Raw genomic sequence first — 16,514 nt, 5'->3', positions numbered from 1 at the left:
CCCTTCCCTCCGCTTGGCCACTGTCGCCTCGGCATTCTTCACGCGCGGGCGGTGCTGGTACCGACCGGACGGCAGGCCGCCCCGACGCGTGCGCGTCCGGGTCACCACCTCCGGCCCGCACGGCTGGGAGAGCGACGACCGCGTCACCCTCACCGGCGTCCCCGGCCTGGACGGCCCCTGGACGATCACCGTGATCGGGGCGAACGCCTTCGACCTCAAGGGCGCCCGGTTCGCCGGCGCCCACTCCGGCGGCACGGCCTACCGGCACGGCGCCGGGATCAACCTCCGTGCGCGGGCCACCCGTGTCGTGGTGACCGGCAACGCCATCGGCGGCTTCGTCGGCGACGGCACCAACCGCCAGGACTACGCCATCGTCAGCGCCTCACCCGACGTGCTCATCAGCGCCAACGACCTCAACGGCAACCACGCGGGCCCGTACGCGCTGACCGGCACGCAGCCGAACCGGTGTTGACGTCCACACCTGACGGCAACAGGAGTGGACAACCACAGACTCCGGTGGATGATCTTGATGTGGTCCGTCGGCCTCAATGACTCACGAGGTCGTCGTCCCTCCTGACCGGTTTCGCGTGGAGGTGGGAAGGCGGCCCCGCCGTGAGGTGGGCGGGGCCGGTGGGGGTCAGGAGATTACCTGGTAGGCGAACTGCACCTCCAGTTCGCTGGCACCCGCGCTGTCCAGTACGCGGAGTTGGAGGCGTTTGGCGGCCGAGGCGCCGTCCACCACGTACGGCGAGGTCAGGGCGGTGGCCTGGAACGAGGTGGTCGCCCCGGTCGCCGCGCCCCCGGCGCTGTCGCCGTTGGCGTCCAGGCGGACCGCGCAGGTCCCGGTGCCCAGTTTCCTGGACACGCGGATGATGCGCAGCCGTTGGCCGTCGGCGTACAGGAGGTTGGACAGGTCGTGCAGGCCGTCGGCGACGGCGCCGTCGATGCGGGCGGTCAGCCAGCCGTCGATCTGCTGCACGCCCTTGTTGCCGATGACGCGGGTCTGCGCGGTCTGTGTGCCGGTCAGCGCGTACGGGCCCGCGTGGTTGCCGTTGAGGTCGTTGGCGCTGATGAGCACGTCGGGCGAGGCGCTGACGATGGCGTAGTCCTGGCGGTTGGTGCCGTCGCCGACGAAGCCGCCGATGGCGTTGCCGGTCACCACGACACGGGTGGCCCGCGCACGGAGGTTGATCCCCGCGCCGTGCCGGTAGACCGTCCCGCCGGAGTGGCCGCCGCCGAACCTGGCACCCTTGAGGTCGAAGGCGGCCTCCCCGATCACGATGATCGTCCAAGGGCCGTCCAGACCGGGGACGCCGGTGAGGGTGACCCGGTCGTCGCTCTCCCAGCCGTGCGGGCCGGAGGTCGTGACCCGGACGCCGCCCGAGCCGTTGTCGGCCACGGTGCCGATCTGCCGGGCGAAGTCGGCGTGCGCCATCCGGCCGTTGTTGCCGATGAGGCAGCCGGTCACGGTGGTGCGGGCGGCGTCGACGTCGATGCCGTTGCGGCCGGCGCCGCGGATGACGCAGCCGGTGAACGTGACCCCGCCGGTGAACTCGGGGCCGACCCGGACGTTGTCGTACTCGCCGTCGGCGGAGATGTAGGTGTTGGCGAACTGGGCCTGCGCGCCCGCCTCCAGCAGCACCGGGACGCCGTGGCCGTTCTCGAAGCCGCCGCCCTCGAAGTAGACGAACTTCGGCAGGGCCTTGCTGCCGGTGGTGTTGCGCATCCAGAGCCCGTGCCGGCCGAACAGGATGGCGGTCGCGATGAACTTGATCGACCCGCCGAGCCCGTCGATGACGACGTTGTCGGTGACCTTGTTGCCGGAGCCGGCGGCGATGCCGCACTGCACGAATTCGACGGGGTCGGCGCGCTGGTCGTCGGCGACGCCGTTGAGCAGGATGACCTGGTCGCCGGTGAAGGTGTTCCAGACGCAGTTCTGGAACCGTACGGTGTTGCAGGCCCGCAGCACGAGCCCGTTGTGGCCGTCGCGGAAGCGGGCGTTGGAGAAGGCGAGCATGTAGTTGCCGTCGGCCGTGCCCGGCCCGGCCCGCTCGGTGCGGATCATGGCCCCGCCGCCCAGGCCCAGGCCGCGGATCTGCAGGTCGCGGAAGCCGCCCCCGTGTACGCCGGTCAGCAGGAACCCGTCGGCCGTGCCGGTGTCGAGGAGGATCTGCGTGCCGGTGTCGAGGCTGTCGGTGTGGCCGGCGCCGGCGAAGGTGACGGGCACCCGCTTGACGGAGATCGTCTTCTTGAGCAGCACCTTGCCGGGGCCGATCTCGATGGTGCCGCCCGTGGGCAGGGCGTCCACCGCGCCCTGCAGGCGCGGGGTGTCGTCGTCGGCGCCGGTTCCGCGCCAGCCGAACCAGGCCAGGTCCACGGTGGCGGCGACGGGACGCTTCCACCGGCCGGTGGCCACGCCGGCGACGGCGAAGACGGTGCCGGCGTCGTCGGCCTCGGTGCTGTTCTCGTCCCAGTAGAGGTCGCCGCCGCCGCGTCCTGGCGTGGGGGTCACTCCGGGCTCGGCCTGGTGGTAGCCGAGCAGGTACACCTGCTCGCCGGGCTGTCCGGGGGTTTCGCGCAGGTCGGTGACGCCCGCGATCACGCGGACGTCGGCGCGCCTGGCGGCGGCCTGCGCGGGCGTGGCGGTCAGCGCCAGGGCGGCGCCGCCCGCGCCTAACGCCGACAGGATACGACGGCGGTCCTCGTTGATCTTCATGTGTCAGCCTTTCACCGCGCCGATGAGGATTCCCTTGGAGAAGTGCTTCTGGAGGAACGGGTAGACGATCGCGATGGGGACCAGGCTCAGCACCAGGATCGCCATCTGCATGGACTGGGCAGGGGGCAGGAAACCGCCCGACAGGTCGGCCGCGTCGACGCCGAGCGAGCTGTTGTCGACCACGTACGTCCGCAGGACCAGTTGCAGCGGCCACTTCTCGGTGTCGTTGAGGTAGAGCATGGCGTTGAAGAACGCGTTCCAGTACGCCACCGCGCTGAACAGCCCGACGACGGCCACGACCGCCTTCGACAGCGGCAGCACGACCCGCAGCAGGATGCGCAGCTCGCCAGCCCCGTCGATGCGGGCCGCGTCGATCAGCTCGTCGGGGATCTCCTGGAAGAACGCCCGCATGATGATGATCTGGAACCCGCCGGCCAGTCCGGGCAGGATGAGCGACCAGTAGGAGTCGAGCAGCCCGAGCTGCTTGATCGTCAGGTACATCGGGATCATGCCGGGCGCGAACAGCAGCGTGAACAGCACGGTCAGCAGGATCGGCCGGTGCAGCAGCGAGCCCGGCCGGCTCAGCGAGTACGCCAGCAGCGTGATGCAGGTCAGGGAGAGCAGCGTCCCGGCGACGGTCACGCCGACGGACACGAGCAGCGCCCGGGTGACCACCCCGCCCGCCAGGATGGCCCGGTAGGCGTCGAGGCTGGGGCGCTCGGGCCACAGCACGTAGCCGCCGGTGGCGGTGACCTGCGTCTGGTCGGCCAGGCTGGTGGAGATGACCGCCAGGAACGGCAGGATCACCAGAGCGCAGCAGGCGGCCACGACCACGCCCTTGACGGCACGAACGATCATTTGGTGTAGAGCCCTCTCTCGCCCAGCAGGTGCGCGACCTTGTTGGCGCCGACCACGAGCACCAGCCCGACCAGGCCCTTGACCAGGCCGACGGCGGCGGCCACGCCCCAGTTGCCGCCGACCACGCCGTAGGTGAAGACGTAGGTGTCCAGCACCTCTGACACGTCGGCGCCGACCATGGCCTGCTGCAGGATGATCTGCTCGAAGCCGACGGTCAGCACGTCGCCGAGCTTGAGTATGAGCATCAGCACAATCACGCCGCGGATGGCGGGCAGCGTCACGTGCCAGAGCTGGCGGGTCTTGGAGGCGCCGTCCATGGCGCTGGCCTCGTACAGCTCGGGGTCGACCCGGGACAGCGCGGCCAGGAAGATGATCGTGCCCCAGCCGGCGTCCTTCCAGATCACCTGCGAGGTGATGAGGGCGAGGAACAGGTCGGGGTTGCCCATGAGCGGCAGCGTGGCCAGGTCGTGCCCGCGCAGGAACGTGTTCAGCAGCCCCGCGTTGCCCAGCATGTGCTGGAAGATCGCGACGACGACCACCCACGACATGAAGTGCGGCAGGTACAGGATCGACTGGGCCAGCCGCTTGACCCGCTCCCCCGCGAGGGAGTTGAGCAGCAACGCCAGCGCGATCGGCACGGGGAAGACGAAGACGATCTGCACGAGCGAGATGACGAGCGTGTTGACCAGCGCGTTGAGGAAGAGCGGGTCACCGTTGAAGAGCACCAGGAAGTTCCGCAGGCCGACCCACGGCGCCTCCCGGATGCCGAGGAAGGGCTGGTAGTCCTTGAACGCGATCACGTTGCCGAGCATCGGCACGTAGTGGAACAGCACGATCACGAGCAGGCCGGGCACGCCGAGCAGGAGCAGCAGCCCGTCCCTGCGCAGGCGCGAGGTGCGCGGCCTGGTGCGCCGCGCGGGGGCGGCCGGGCGGGCCGGCGGGGCTTTCACGTCGAGCGCCATCGATCAGTCGCCCTGGGCCGGCGCGGTCTCGTACTCGCGGCGGATCTGGTCGCCGCCCTGGGCACGCCACTGCTTGACGACCTCGTCCCAGTGGCTGACGGGCTTGCGGCCGGAGACGATGTCCAGCTCGGCCTGGTCGATCATCTTGATGAGGGTGCCGCCCCTGTTGACGGCGGTCTCGGAGTAGAGGGCGGCGGCGGGGTTGCGCACGATGGAGGGCACCACCCGTTCCTGGTAGGCGCGCTGGGCGTCCACCCGTTCCCTGGGGCCGGGGCCGAGCACGTGCGGGGCGTCGGCGACGTACTCCAGGGGCAGTTTGACCTCGGCGTCGCCGAGGCTGGTCGGCTGGGGAGCGCCGTCCTTCATCGTGTAGTGCTCGCCCTCGACGCCGAACTTGCGGAACATGTACTCGCTCGTGCCGAGCGGCGCGGACAGCCAGTCGCAGACGCGCAGCAGCTTGGCCAGGCGGTCGCGGTCGGTCTTCTTGAACGCGGTGATGGCGAAGTGCGCCTGGCCCGCCCGCGCGGGGCCGGGCGAGACGATCGCGCCGACGTCGACCCGGTAGGTGTCGGCCAGGATGTCCCAGGCGGCGTAGCCGTCGGCGTTGAGCGCGACGGTGCCGTTGCCGAACAGGTCGCGCAGGTTGAGCTTGCCGCCGACGGCGTCGGGGTGGAACACACCGGCCTTGACCAGCTCGGCGGTCTTGGCGATGGCCTCCTTGCGCTCCTGCGTCTCGTGCTCGGAGGTGAACCTGCCGCCCTCCACGCGCCACGTGTTGGGCACGCCGAGCATGGTGCCCACGAACGTGATGACGCCCTTGGGGCCGCCGAAGGCCCACCGGTTCCTCGCCGGGTCGCTCAGGCCCTTGGCCAGGGCCAGGAAGTCGTCGTAGCTCTTAGGCTCGCCGTTCAGCGAGCGTTCCGCGATGAGGTCGGAGCGGGCGAACATGATCGTGCCGACGATGGCGCGGGGCACGGGGATCGCGTACACGCCGCCCTGGTAGGCGGTGGCCAGCCAGGAGTCGCGCGGGATGCCGGCCAGGAACGGGTAGTTCCTGACCGCGTCGCCGGAGAGCAGCTCGCTGAGGTCGGCGCACAGGCGGGTGAGGATCTGGGAGCGGTGGGCCAGGCTCGCCGAGAGCATGAGGACGTCGGGCAGGTCGCCGCTGGCGATGACGGTGGACAGTTTGCTCACGTAGTCGGCGGCGGGCGCCATCGTGATGTTCAGGGTCGCGCCGAGGCGGGTGTTCAGCTCCTGCCAGTAACGGTTGACGTCGGCGCCGGGCGGCACCGGGTCGAACATGTTGGTCAGCACCTTGACCTCGCCCAGCCCTTCGCCGGGCTTGCCGGTGAAGGCGGTGACGGGGTTCGCGGGATAGCCGTGGTAGGCGGCCAGCACGCCGTCGGCGGTGGCGGGCACGTCGGGTTTGACGACGGTCGAGGGGAGGTACGCGGGCAGGACCGCCTTGCGTGTGCTCCCCTGCGGGCTCGCCGGGGGCGAGGACGGGCCGCACGCCGTCAGCAGGCCGCCCGAGGCGGCCAGCAGCGCGGTGCTCCCGGTGAGCTGGAGGAACTGGCGCCTGCTGTGACGCGCGTCAGACATGGCCTTTCCTTTCGTCGTTGGGGGGTCGTCGTCGGGGTCGACGTTGGGGTCGACGTTGGAGGGCAGTGGGGCTATCGGAGTTTGAGGGTGACCACGTGCCAGGGCTCGATCAGCAGGGCGCCGTCGAGTTCGCGCAGCTCGCTCTCGTCGGCCCGGCACACGACGATCCGGCCCGGGTGGCGCGGACGTACCTCGCCGCCTCGGCCCGACAGGTCCTGGAGGCGGACGAGCAGGCCGTCGCGGTCGCGCGGCTCGGCCACGGTCGCGGCGACCCAGTCCGGCAGTCCGAGGTCGAGCAGGCGGCCGGAGGGGGCGGCGAGGCGGCGCGGCTCGGTGTCGAACTTGTCGAGCCTGCTCACCTCCGACACCATGGGCGCCGCCCTGACCTCCCGGCCCAGCCGTCCGGCGGCCACCGGGTCGAAGGCGGGCAGCGGGCGGAAGGCGTAGCGCAGGGTGAGCGTGCCGTCCTGCTCGGGCGGGGTGTTGGTGGGCCAGTAGTTGTTCATGACCCAGGAGTAGAGCGCGCCCGTGGGCGGGGCGAAGCGTTCCGGCCAGGCGCCGCGCACGATGTCGCCCGCGGTGAACAGCGGCGCGTCGGCCGAGGTCCACGCCACGGCCCCGGCGGGTGAGCCGACGACGACGCCGTACTGCGTGGTGAACCACTCCTGGCAGGCGCCGGGGGCGTGGTCGGCGGCGGGGTCGATCCAGCCCTGCTGGCGGTCGTAGCGGAAGCGGGGCTGCTCGGCGGCGAACGGGAAGGCCACGTACAGCGCCTCCTTGGCCGGTTCGCGCTCCTTCTCCAGGCGGACGGTCACGTCGACGCGGTCGTCGTCGTCCCTGAGCAGCACGTCCACCTCGACGTACGGGACGCTGGGGGCGCTGCCGACCGAGCGCAGCCGCCAGCCGTCGTACGTCCTGCGCAGCCCGACCGGGCGCATGTCGGCCGGGAAGACGTCGAGGTCCGGCGGGTCGGCGTGGGGGCGGCGGCCGTCGAGCGAGGTGCGCGGGACGGGCGGGTGGTGGTGCGGGTCGCCGCTGTGCGCGGGCACGACACTGGTGGAGGGGCCGTCGCGCACGTAGAGCACCTGGCCGAGCGGCCCGTCGAGCAGCCGGCGGCCGTCGGCCCGGCAGGTCAGCCCGAGCACGGCGCCGGTCGCGGGATCCAGCTCGGCCTCCCACCGCGGGGTCACGAGCCGCGGCGGCACCGGCCGCCAGTCCTGCGCCCGCTCGCCGGGGGCCGCGCCGCGGCCGTCCTCCTCGCCCGGCGCGAGCGGGGCCGGGGCGGCGAGCGGGATCGTCCGGTAGCCGAAGCCGGGGACGCCGGCCACGGTCATCCGGTAGCGGCGCAACCCGGCGCAGTCGGCCAGCACCTCGGCGGGCACCTCGGCGGGCAGCGGCGGCGGCCCGGCCGACTCGAACTCGACCTCCACGTCCCTGGCCCAGCTCAGCGGGTTGTGCACGAGCAGGGTCGGCCCCTGCGTGGTGACCAGCTCGCCGAGCTGGCTCATGGCCCTGCGGCCCTCGTCCACGGCGGTCCGCAGGGCGGTGTGCACCTGGTGCCGCTTCCAGTCGAGCTGGTCGCCGACCTGCTCGCCGTGCGGGTGGGCGAGCGCGTGCGACCAGGTCCAGGTGTGCTCGGCGCCGAACAGCGCGCCCTCCCAGGCGGCGTCGAGGGCCTCCCGGTTGGGCCGGTAGCCCGCTTCGGCCCGGGTCACCAGGGCGGCCAGGCCCTCGGCGGCGGGCAGCGCGCTCTGGGCCCGCCGGTGCTCGGCCACCACCGTGGCGCCGGTGCCGACGCCGTCCTCCCAGTAGCTGCCGCCGTCGCCCCGCCACACCGGCAGCCGGTCGGCCAGCGGACGGACCGCGTCCAGGTAGCCGGCCATCGTGGAGACGACGATCCGGGGGTGGGCGTAGACGGCGTTCCAGCGGGCGGCGAAGCCGGCGTCGCCGTCGGCGAGGTCCTCGTTGTCGGCGTGGGTGCCGATGATCGCCAGGTCGTGGGGCAGGTAGTCGGGGCGTTCGTAGCGGGCCAGCAGGCGGCACAGGGAGTGGGCGCCGCCCTCGATCGTCTGCGGGTCGCCCACCATGAAGCGGAGCTGGGAGTAGGTGTCGGAGAAGTGGGTGAGCACGCGCGAGCCGTCCACGCCCTCCCACATGACCGGGCTGAGCAGGTGTTGCAGGTCGCTGTCCGCGTTGCCGCCACGGTGGTGGTTCTCGATGCCGACGAAGCCCTCGACGCCGAGCGCGGCCAGGATGGACGGCACGGCCGCGCTGTAGGAGGGCACGTCGGTGAGGTTGGCGTACGTGACGGGCACGCCGTGCTCGTCGCGCAGCCGCGCCGCCAGGTAGGCGGCCCGGTAGATCTCCTCCAGCGAGGCCACGCCGGACAGGAACAGGCTGTGGAAGGCGTTGACCGCGATCCGGCCCTCGCGCAGGGCCCTGAGCACCCGGCCGGCGTTCTTCTCCGACCGGGTAGCCAGGTACTGGGCCAGGATGAGCGAGCCGTCCACCGAGAACGCGAAGCCGGGGTCGCGCTCCAGCGCCGCCAGCGCCCGGTCGAGGTTGCGGCTGTGCAGCTCCAGCACCTTGCCCTGGCCGTCGGTGTAGCCCACGTCGAGGTGCACGTGCGGAATGAGGTGCAGCGTCCACCTGCGGGCGGGGGTGAGGGCGAACGTCACGGGCGGGCCGCCGTCCACCCGCACCTCGGCCGGGCCGCGCGCCTCGTCGACCGGGAAGCGGACGCGCACCTGGCCGAGGTCGCGTTCCGGCAGGTCGAAGGCGTGCGTGCGGCCGGACAGCCGGACCTGCGCGCGGCGGGCGGGGGCGGGCACGGTCAGCTCGACGAGTTCGCGGCCGTCGCGCAGGTAGAGCGGCGTGGCCTTGAGCGCGGGAGGGGGCGGCGGCGATGTGGCCGGCGTCAGCTCGATCGAGCGCCAGGTGATGCCGCTGCCGAAGTGGTGCCCGAACTGCTCGCGGTGCCGGTGCGGCTGCCCGCCGGGGATCGTCACGGGGCCGGTGGCGGCCTCGCGGTCGAGCGTCGTGGTGATCGCCAGTACGTGCTCGCCCGGCGGCAGCATCCCCCCGGGGATCGGCACCTCCATCGTCACCTCGCCCGCGATGGGGCCGTGCCGGTAGACGTCGGTGCGGTCGTCGCGGCGTACCTCGGGGTGGACGAGCCCGCGATGGCGGCCGTCGATCTCGATCTCCAGGTCGGGGCAGGGGCCGTGCCCGGCCGTGAACGCCAGCCGCAGCGACCACCGCTCGCGGGCCTGCCCGACCTGCAGCGGCAGCTCGACCCGGTGCGGCCGCCCGCCGGCGGCCGCGTCGAGCGGCCCCGGCTGGAACGGCGGATCGGGGATCATGTCGGAACCTCCAGCTCGGGCAGGGACAGCACGCTGCCGTGCTCCCGCAGGGCCGCGGCCAGGTCGGGATGGCGGTAGTCCTGCACCGCCTGCCCGGTACGCAGCGCTTGAGCCGCCAGTTCGCCCGCGGCCTCGCCGAGCATGCCGTAGTTGGGCTCCATGCGGGCCGACAGGTACGCGACGTGGCTGGCGGAGAAGCAGACGGGCACGGCGACGTTCTCGATCCCGCCGCGCGCGGGGAAGAGGCACTCGGCGGGGATCTGGTAGAGGTCGGCCGGCTCGTTGTACTCGGTGCCGCTGGGCGGCCCCTCCCCCGCGATCGTGTCCTGGCCCTCGGGGTAGAGCTGGACGATGTGGCAGTCGATGCCGTACTTCCAGCAGCAGACCGGGGTCGGCGTGGTGTTGCCGGGGGCGCGCAGGTCGTGCTGGGTGAGGACGTGCTGTCCGACCATGCGGCGGGCCTCGCGGATGTAGAGGGCGTGCGGGAAGCCGGCGCCGTACGGGCTGTCGGCGAACTCGTCGGCGGGCAGCCCGAAGGCGCGCGTGTCGGCGCGGAACGACTCCGGCAGCGACGGGTCGTTCGCCAGGTAGTACAGCAGGCCCTGGTGCCAGCGGACGTGCTCGGCGATGACCTCCTCCCGCCGCGCCCAGGTGCCGTCGGGGTAGTCCCACGACGCGCCCGGCAGGTCGAACCCGATGAACAGCGCCTGGTTGGTCTGGTACTTGTCGCCGGGCGGCAGCAGCGCCGTGTGGGTGACGATGTCCGACAGGCCGCCGAGGCCGCGCCGCCGGACGAGCTGGCCGAGCAGGTCGTACAGGCGCGGGTCGTACCCTTCCTGGCGGGGGAAGGGCAGCCGGTCGGCCGCCTTGGACAGCACGCCGCGGAAGTTGTACGCCTGCGTCTTGGCGTCGCCCTCCCCCGGCCGCTCGGTGGGCGGCGGGCCGACCGGGTAGCCGCGGTTGGGCGAGAACTCGCTGCGGCGCAGCGCCCGGTGCGGGAGCACGCCGGCGAACGGCTCGTCGTAGCGGGCCCGGGGCTCGCGCCCGTAGGTGTACGGCACGCCGGCGGCGGCCATCAGGTCGCCCTCGTAGGAGGCGTCGATGAAGAAGCGTGCCCGCCGGCCGAGCACCGCCTGGATCCGGCGGCCCCGGGTCTCGACGTCGGCGGGGCCGTGGACGCGGGTGCCGGTCAGCACCTCGGCCCCCGCCTCTGCCAGCAGCCGCCGGGCGACCCGCTCGGCGACCTTCGGCTCGAAGCGGTAGCGCGGCTCGTCCGTGCCGTACTCGCGGCCGATGCCGGCGAAGAAGCGGTCGCGGGTCAGTCCGGCCAGGGCCTCGATGACGTTCGGCGGGTCGCTCTTGACCAGCCCGCCGGCCACGATGCCGCCCACGTGCCCGGTCGGCTCCAGGATCAGGCTGGACAGGCCGCGCAGGCGCAGGCGCAGCGCGGCCATGATGCCGGCGAGCGTGGCGCCGTAGATGATGACGTCGTGCTCCATGGCCGCCTCACCCGCGCCGCTCGGGCAGGACGTAGGTGGGGGTGGCGTTCTTGCGCGCCTGCGAGGGTCGCAGCACGGCGACGTCGTCCGGCCAGGCCACCGGGGCGCCGATGGTGCCGGTGAGCAGGCGCTGCAGGTCCTCGGTCAGCTCGGCGGAGTCGGCCACGGCGTGCGGCTCGCTGCCCCGGCTCAGGCAGAGGGACGACAGCGCGCCGACGGCCTCGCCGATGCTCCACTCGACGGGGTGCAGCCGGTAGCTGCCGTTGGTGATGTGGGTGGTGCCGATGTTCTTGCAGGCGGGCAGCAGGTTGCGCAGGCGGACCGGGACGAGCGCGCCCAGCGGGATCTGGAACGGGTAGACCTCGAGGTTGACGTAGTTGATGCCGGCCGTGCTCGGGTGCAGGTCGATGTTGTAGTGGCCGACGCCCACCGAGTCGGCGAACCGTTCCGCGCCCGCGCCCTCGGGCCGGTCCACGACCGCGATGTGCTGCTCCACCACGGTGAAGCGGGCCCTGATGCGGCGCGACTCGCGGATGTAGGCGGACTTCGCCAGGCCGTCGGCCGTGCCCGTGAGGTCGGGGCGCAGCCGCAGCCCCGGGTAGCCGTGGCCCCCGTCGTGGCGCGGCGCCTCGGTCTGCATCCAGTGCAGGTACGACAGCGACAGCTCCTTGCACCGCTGCAGCGCCTTGTCGCGGTCGGCGCCCAGGCCGAGCAGCGGCGCCTCCCAGTAGTCGATGTTCGGCCAGTTCACCAGCGTGATGTCGGTGTCGACGAGCGCGCGGTCGAACTGGGTGCGGGCCCTGATCCGGCGGAAGTGCCACAGGTCGGCCAGGCTCACGGCGTCCGTGTCGCCCTCGAAGATCCGGTTGACCCTGCCCTTCATGGTGTGGATGTCGATCTTCTCCCAGGAGAGCTGGGGGCCAGGCCAGAAGGAGTCGACGTGGGTCTTCCAGTGGTCGTAGGAGGCGGGCTTGTCGATGACGTGCTCCTCCCCCGGCCGGTACTCCAGCGGGAAGCACCAGGTGATCGCCTGCTGGTCGGTGGGGTCGGCCACCGGGGCCGCGTACGGCTCGCCGGTCTCGTCCCGGGACTCGGCGCCGATCACGTGCTCGGCTCCGGTCAGCTCCAGCAGGTCGCCCAGCTCGGTGGCGTCGGCCACCAGGGGCGCCACGACCGTGGTCGGCTCTCCGGTACGCGTGCCGCGCAGCGTCACGGAGGTCACCCGGTCGCCCTCGGTCTCCGCCCCCACGGGGACGTGCTCGAGCAGCACGGTGATCCGGCCCGCGGAGACGTACGGCATGAGCAGCTCTTCGAGGGCGGCCAGCGCCACCCGCGGCTCCACGCACAGCTTGCTCACGTTGCCCAGGCCGGGGTTGAGCACCTCCTGCGCCGCCACCTCGGGAAGCAACGGGTAGTTGCGCCGGTAGTAGTCGCGGATGCGGTTGCGCAATTCCCGGTATCCGGCCGAGACGTGCGGGGTCTCGATCCACGGATGCTCGTCGGAGGGCACGGCCTGCGCCGTGAGCTGTCCGCCCAGCCAGTCCGTCTCCTCCGTGAGCACCACGTGGTGGCCCAGACGGGCGGCCGTCAGCGCGGCCGCCACCCCACCCAGTCCGCCGCCCACCACCAGCAGGTCAACCTTCAGCTCAGTCATTGCTAATGTATTAGCTTTCTGTGCGCCAGCCCGTCAGGTTGCGCACATGTTAAGCCTGGGCTAAATGGACATGTCAATAGCTGATTCTTGTGCAAATATCAGCACTGGACAGCCGGGCGATTGCTAATGCAAAATCGGGGCATGTCGCGATCAAGGGGGAGAGGGCCGAGTCAGGCGGACATCGCACGGGAGGCGGGAGTGTCCCAGTCGACGGTCTCGATGGTGCTGACCGGCTCGGGCGACCTCGGCCGCATCTCGGCCGAGACGCAGCGCAAGGTGCTCAGGGCGGCCAGACAGCTCAAATACGTCTCCGCGGGCCAGCAGCGCCTGGCGTCCGGCGGCCGGCACGCGCCGCCGCTGCTCGGCGTGCACACGTTCGAGCCGATCTTCCCGACCAGCGCGGGCGATTACTACTTCGAGTTCCTGCAGGGCATCGAGGAGCAGGCCGGGATCGAGGGCTGCAACCTCGTGCTGTTCACCGCGGCACCCAACGACGACGGCGTGCGCCGCATCTACCGCGGCTCCACGAACGGGCTGCGCCAGGCCAACGGCAGCCTGCTGCTCGGCCACCACACCCACAGGGAGGACCTGGCCCGGCTGGCCGCCGACCGCCACCCGTTCGTCTACATCGGCCACCGCGAGGTCCCCGGCACGGAGATCTGCTACGTCGGCGGCGACTACCGCGCGGCGACCGGCCGCATCCTCGACGACCTGGTGGCGCTGGGACACCGCACCTTCGCCTACGTCGGCGAGGCCAAGCGGGACGAGCCGCAGACCGACCGCTGGGAGGGCTTCCGCGCCGCCCTCGAACGCTTCGGCCTGGCGGTGCCCGAGCCCGTCTTCACCCGTCCCGACGACCTGACCGCGCAGTGGCTCGACCGGACCGTGCGCGAGGGGGCCACCGCCATCCTCGTCGAGGCGGTCAGCCTGGTCCGGGTCCTGGTCGCCATGGCCAGGCTGCGCGGCCTGGAGATCCCCGGCGACCTGTCGCTGGTGCTGCTCGTGGACGACCCCTCGGGCGAGTCGGGCCTCGACCAGGTCGCCACGCTGCGCATCCCCCGCAACGCCATGGGCCGGCGCGCGGTCGACCTGCTGACCTCCCTCATCACCGACCCGGCGGGCGACTACGAGCGCCAGGTGCTGCTGCCCTGCACCCACACGCTCAACGGCACGGTCGGGCCCCCGCGCCCTCCTGTGTAAGTCGGTCAGCGGGTCAGGTGGCGGCCGCCGGCCACGGACAGCACCTCGCCGTTGACGTGCCCGTTGGCCGCCGAGCCGAGGTAGACGGCGGCCGAGGCCACGTCGTCCGGCGTGCAGATGCGGCCCGTCGGTGTCTTGGCGCTCTCGGAGTCGACGGCCTGCTGCCCGAGCCAGGGCGCCGACAGCGCGCGGTCGGTGAGCGTGAAGCCGGGCCGTACGACGTTGGTGAGCACGCCGTGGGCCGCCTCCCTGACGGCGAGCACCTTCGCGGCCGTCTCCAGCGCACCCTTGGCCGCCGGGTAGACCACGCCCGCGGCCATCGGCTGGTCCACCACGTCGGACGAGACCAGCACCAGCCGCCCCCACCCGGCGCCGCGCATGCCGGGCAGCACGGCGTCGGCCAGCATCAGCGTGCCGGTCACGTTCGCGGTGAAGCCGTCGTTGAGCCCCTCCCACGTCTCCGGCCCTCTCTCGGGCCAGGCGACCGCGTTGGCCACCAGGACGGCGACGGGGCCCAGCTCCCGCTCGACCTCGCCCACCGCGGCCAGGACCGACGCCGGGTCGCGCTGGTCGATCCGCACCGCGACGCCCTTGCCGCCCGCGCGGGTGATCGCGCCGAGGAGGTCGCGTACGCGCTCCTCCGAGCGGTGCCACCCCGCGGCGACCAGCGCGCCCTCCCGCGCGAACGCCGTCGCGACCGCCCGGCCGATGTCGCCCGACGCCCCGGTGACCAGCACCACGCGCCCATCGAGTCCCAGGTCCATGAGACCTCCCAAATAGTTAGCCGACTACTTATTAGCCGACTATATATCTATAGGATGGTCAGGTGGACACAAGCGAGGCGATCCGCGTCAACCGGGCGCTGAACAAGATGAGCAAGCTCTACCGCGCCGCCAAGGCCCGCAAGCTGGCGGCGCTGGGGCTGCATCCGGGGCAGGACGTCATGCTGTGGCTGCTGGCCCAGGAGCGGGAGGGGATCACGGTGTCGGAACTGGCCGCCCGGCTGGGCATCGAGCCGCCCACCGCCACCCGCAGCCTGGCCCGCCTGGAGGGCGGCGGCTGGTTCCGCCGCGAGCCGGTCCCGAGCGACCGCCGCCAGGTGCGCATCGTCGTCACGGAGGCGGGCCACGCGCTGATCCCGGGGATCGAGCGCGCGTGGGCGGAGCTGGCCGAGGAGACGCTGGGCGGGGTGAGCGCGGAGCAGCGCGAGAACACGCTCCTCGCCCTCGAACAGGCGAACGACCGCCTGCGGGGCCTGGTCGACCCGACCGTCCTGACGGAGGAGTGAACGGCGGAGTGAACGGCGGCGTCCGGCAGGGGTGTCGGCCGATACATGTGCGCGATTGACGCAATTGACGGATAGATGCTTGATTGAGGTGACTTGTACGCTTGCATCGCTCCGACTCCGGTTCGCGCCGGAGCCTCGGCCCGCCGGAAGGGGAACTCGTGAGCATCGACGGCGTAGCCGACCGGGTGGAGACGATCCTGCGCGCAGCCCCGATCGTCGACGGCCACAACGACCTGCCCTGGGCGGCCCGCGTCACCTGCGGATACGACCTCGCCCGGCTCAACCTGCGCGACACCGCCGGAGCCACGCACACCGACCTGACCCGGCTGCGCGCCGGGCGGGTGGGCGCCCAGTTCTGGTCGGTCTACGTCCCGTCCTCGCTGTCCGGGCCGGAGGCGCTCGCCGCCACCCTGGAGCAGATCGACTTCGTCCGGCAGATGGCCGCCGCCTACCCCGCCGACCTGGCACTCGCCTTCGGGGCCGACGACGTCGCGGCGGCGCGGGAGCGGGGGCGCATCGCCTGCCTCATGGGCGCCGAGGGCGGCCACTCGATCGCCTGCTCGCTCGGCGCGCTGCGCATGCTGTACGCGCTGGGCGTCCGCTACCTCACCCTGACGCACAACGACAACGTGCCGTGGGCCGATTCCGCCACCGACGCCCCGGCGGCCCACGGGCTGACCTCGTTCGGGCGCGAGGTCGTCCGCGAGATGAACCGGCTGGGCATGCTCGTGGACCTGTCCCACGTGTCGCCGGAGACGATGCGGGACGCGCTCGACGTGAGCGAGGCGCCGGTGATCTTCAGCCATTCGTCGTGCCGCGCCCTCGTGGACCATCCGCGCAACGTCCCGGACGCCGTGCTGGCCCGCCTGCCGGGCAACGGTGGCGTGTGCATGGTGACGTTCGTGTCCGCCTTCGTGTCCGAGCAGTGCAGGGAGTGGGGGCTGGAGCTCGACGCGTACGTGCGCGAGCAGGGCGTGGACCCGGCCGACCGGGCGGCGGCCGAGGAGCCGGCGGCGGAGTTCCAGCGGCGCACGCCGCGCCCGCGCGCCACGCTGGCCCAGGTCGCCGACCACGTGGAGCACGCCCGTGAGGTCGCGGGCGTGACGGGCATCGGGCTGGGCGGCGACTACGACGGCTGCACCGACCTGCCCGACGGGCTGACCGACGTGTCCTGCTATCCCGCGCTCTTCGCCGAGCTGGTGTCCCGGGGCTGGAGCGAGGGCGACTGCGGGCTGCTGGCCGGGGGCAACGTGCTGCGCGTGCTGCGCGGGGCCGAGCGGATCGGCGCGGAGCTGGCCGCGCGGCGGGGGCCCTCGCTGGCCAGGCACACAGCGGACGACCTGCCCGGTCACTGAGGACCCGGGAAGCCCAGA

Annotated in this window: 12 protein-coding genes; 4 read left to right on the top strand and 8 right to left on the bottom strand. The window is 72.4% G+C overall.

The window, feature by feature from the left end; all coding sequences use genetic code 11:
* Positions 1-88 precede the first annotated feature (88 nt).
* Positions 89-472 carry a hypothetical protein gene (locus tag ACZ6S0_RS32585; RefSeq protein WP_465923136.1) on the top strand — a complete coding sequence of 128 codons (384 nt, stop codon included), beginning with the start codon at positions 89-91 and terminating at the stop codon, positions 470-472.
* Between the two features lie 165 nt (positions 473-637).
* Here ACZ6S0_RS32585 and ACZ6S0_RS32580 read toward each other — a convergent pair whose 3' ends face one another.
* The 7 genes from ACZ6S0_RS32580 to ACZ6S0_RS32550 all read right to left on the bottom strand — a co-directional run bounded on the left by ACZ6S0_RS32580 (position 638) and on the right by ACZ6S0_RS32550 (position 12,653).
* Entirely contained in the window at positions 638-2,716 is a 2,079-nt protein-coding gene (locus tag ACZ6S0_RS32580; protein ID WP_465923135.1) for a right-handed parallel beta-helix repeat-containing protein, read from the bottom strand.
* A gap of 3 nt (positions 2,717-2,719) precedes the next feature.
* The gene (locus ACZ6S0_RS32575; RefSeq protein ID WP_465923134.1) at positions 2,720-3,574 is read right to left on the bottom strand and encodes a carbohydrate ABC transporter permease; all 855 of its coding nucleotides are present in this window, start codon (positions 3,572-3,574) and stop codon (positions 2,720-2,722) included.
* Positions 3,571-4,536 carry an ABC transporter permease gene (locus ACZ6S0_RS32570; RefSeq protein WP_465923133.1) on the bottom strand — a complete coding sequence of 322 codons (966 nt, stop codon included), beginning with the start codon at positions 4,534-4,536 and terminating at the stop codon, positions 3,571-3,573. The genes ACZ6S0_RS32575 and ACZ6S0_RS32570 overlap by 4 nt, the downstream gene beginning before the upstream one ends.
* Before the next feature lie 3 nt (positions 4,537-4,539).
* Entirely contained in the window at positions 4,540-6,138 is a 1,599-nt protein-coding gene (locus tag ACZ6S0_RS32565) for an extracellular solute-binding protein (RefSeq protein WP_465923132.1), read from the bottom strand.
* Positions 6,139-6,209: 71 nt separating this feature from the next.
* A complete protein-coding gene (locus ACZ6S0_RS32560) occupies positions 6,210-9,500 on the bottom strand; it encodes a glycoside hydrolase family 38 N-terminal domain-containing protein (protein WP_465923131.1) in 3,291 nt (1,096 codons plus the stop codon).
* Positions 9,497-10,999, bottom strand: coding sequence for an FAD-dependent oxidoreductase (locus tag ACZ6S0_RS32555; protein ID WP_465923130.1), 1,503 nt, complete (start codon positions 10,997-10,999; stop codon positions 9,497-9,499). Before ACZ6S0_RS32555 ends, ACZ6S0_RS32560 begins: the two co-directional genes overlap by 4 nt.
* 7 nt (positions 11,000-11,006) lie before the next feature.
* On the bottom strand, positions 11,007-12,653 hold the full coding sequence (locus ACZ6S0_RS32550; RefSeq protein WP_465923129.1) for an FAD-dependent oxidoreductase: 1,647 nt from the start codon (positions 12,651-12,653) through the stop codon (positions 11,007-11,009).
* Positions 12,654-12,779: 126 nt separating this feature from the next.
* On the opposite strand from ACZ6S0_RS32550, the gene ACZ6S0_RS32545 reads away from it, so the two are divergent.
* Entirely contained in the window at positions 12,780-13,853 is a 1,074-nt protein-coding gene (locus ACZ6S0_RS32545; protein WP_465923225.1) for a LacI family DNA-binding transcriptional regulator, read from the top strand.
* Between the two features lie 5 nt (positions 13,854-13,858).
* Here the strand turns inward: ACZ6S0_RS32545 and ACZ6S0_RS32540 are convergent, their stop codons facing one another.
* Complete coding sequence (locus tag ACZ6S0_RS32540; protein ID WP_465923128.1) at positions 13,859-14,617, bottom strand: SDR family NAD(P)-dependent oxidoreductase; 759 nt, start codon at positions 14,615-14,617, stop codon at positions 13,859-13,861.
* A 62-nt stretch (positions 14,618-14,679) separates the two neighbouring features.
* Here ACZ6S0_RS32540 and ACZ6S0_RS32535 point away from each other — a divergent pair, with 62 nt between their 5' ends.
* Both ACZ6S0_RS32535 and ACZ6S0_RS32530 read left to right on the top strand, forming a co-directional pair.
* Positions 14,680-15,141, top strand: coding sequence for a MarR family winged helix-turn-helix transcriptional regulator (locus ACZ6S0_RS32535; protein WP_465923127.1), 462 nt, complete (start codon positions 14,680-14,682; stop codon positions 15,139-15,141).
* Positions 15,142-15,299: 158 nt separating this feature from the next.
* Positions 15,300-16,496 (top strand): dipeptidase, encoded by a 1,197-nt coding sequence (locus ACZ6S0_RS32530; RefSeq protein WP_465923126.1) that lies wholly within the window; start codon positions 15,300-15,302, stop codon positions 16,494-16,496.
* Positions 16,497-16,514: the final 18 nt, after the last annotated feature.

The organism is Nonomuraea sp. NPDC051298 (assembly GCF_055586305.1).
Note: the sequence above shows the minus strand (reverse complement) of the source record. Positions and strands in the feature narration are given on the sequence as shown.

Coding starts and splice junctions, on each gene's coding strand:
- ACZ6S0_RS32580 (WP_465923135.1), bottom strand. CDS start 2,716: ATGAAGATCAACGAGGACCGCCGTCGTATCCTGTCGGCGTTAGGCGCG.
- ACZ6S0_RS32575 (WP_465923134.1), bottom strand. CDS start 3,574: ATGATCGTTCGTGCCGTCAAGGGCGTGGTCGTGGCCGCCTGCTGCGCT.
- ACZ6S0_RS32555 (WP_465923130.1), bottom strand. CDS start 10,999: ATGGAGCACGACGTCATCATCTACGGCGCCACGCTCGCCGGCATCATG.
- ACZ6S0_RS32550 (WP_465923129.1), bottom strand. CDS start 12,653: ATGACTGAGCTGAAGGTTGACCTGCTGGTGGTGGGCGGCGGACTGGGT.
- ACZ6S0_RS32560 (WP_465923131.1), bottom strand. CDS start 9,500: ATGATCCCCGATCCGCCGTTCCAGCCGGGGCCGCTCGACGCGGCCGCC.
- ACZ6S0_RS32570 (WP_465923133.1), bottom strand. CDS start 4,536: ATGGCGCTCGACGTGAAAGCCCCGCCGGCCCGCCCGGCCGCCCCCGCG.
- ACZ6S0_RS32545 (WP_465923225.1), top strand. CDS start 12,780: ATGCAAAATCGGGGCATGTCGCGATCAAGGGGGAGAGGGCCGAGTCAG.
- ACZ6S0_RS32540 (WP_465923128.1), bottom strand. CDS start 14,617: ATGGACCTGGGACTCGATGGGCGCGTGGTGCTGGTCACCGGGGCGTCG.
- ACZ6S0_RS32565 (WP_465923132.1), bottom strand. CDS start 6,138: ATGTCTGACGCGCGTCACAGCAGGCGCCAGTTCCTCCAGCTCACCGGG.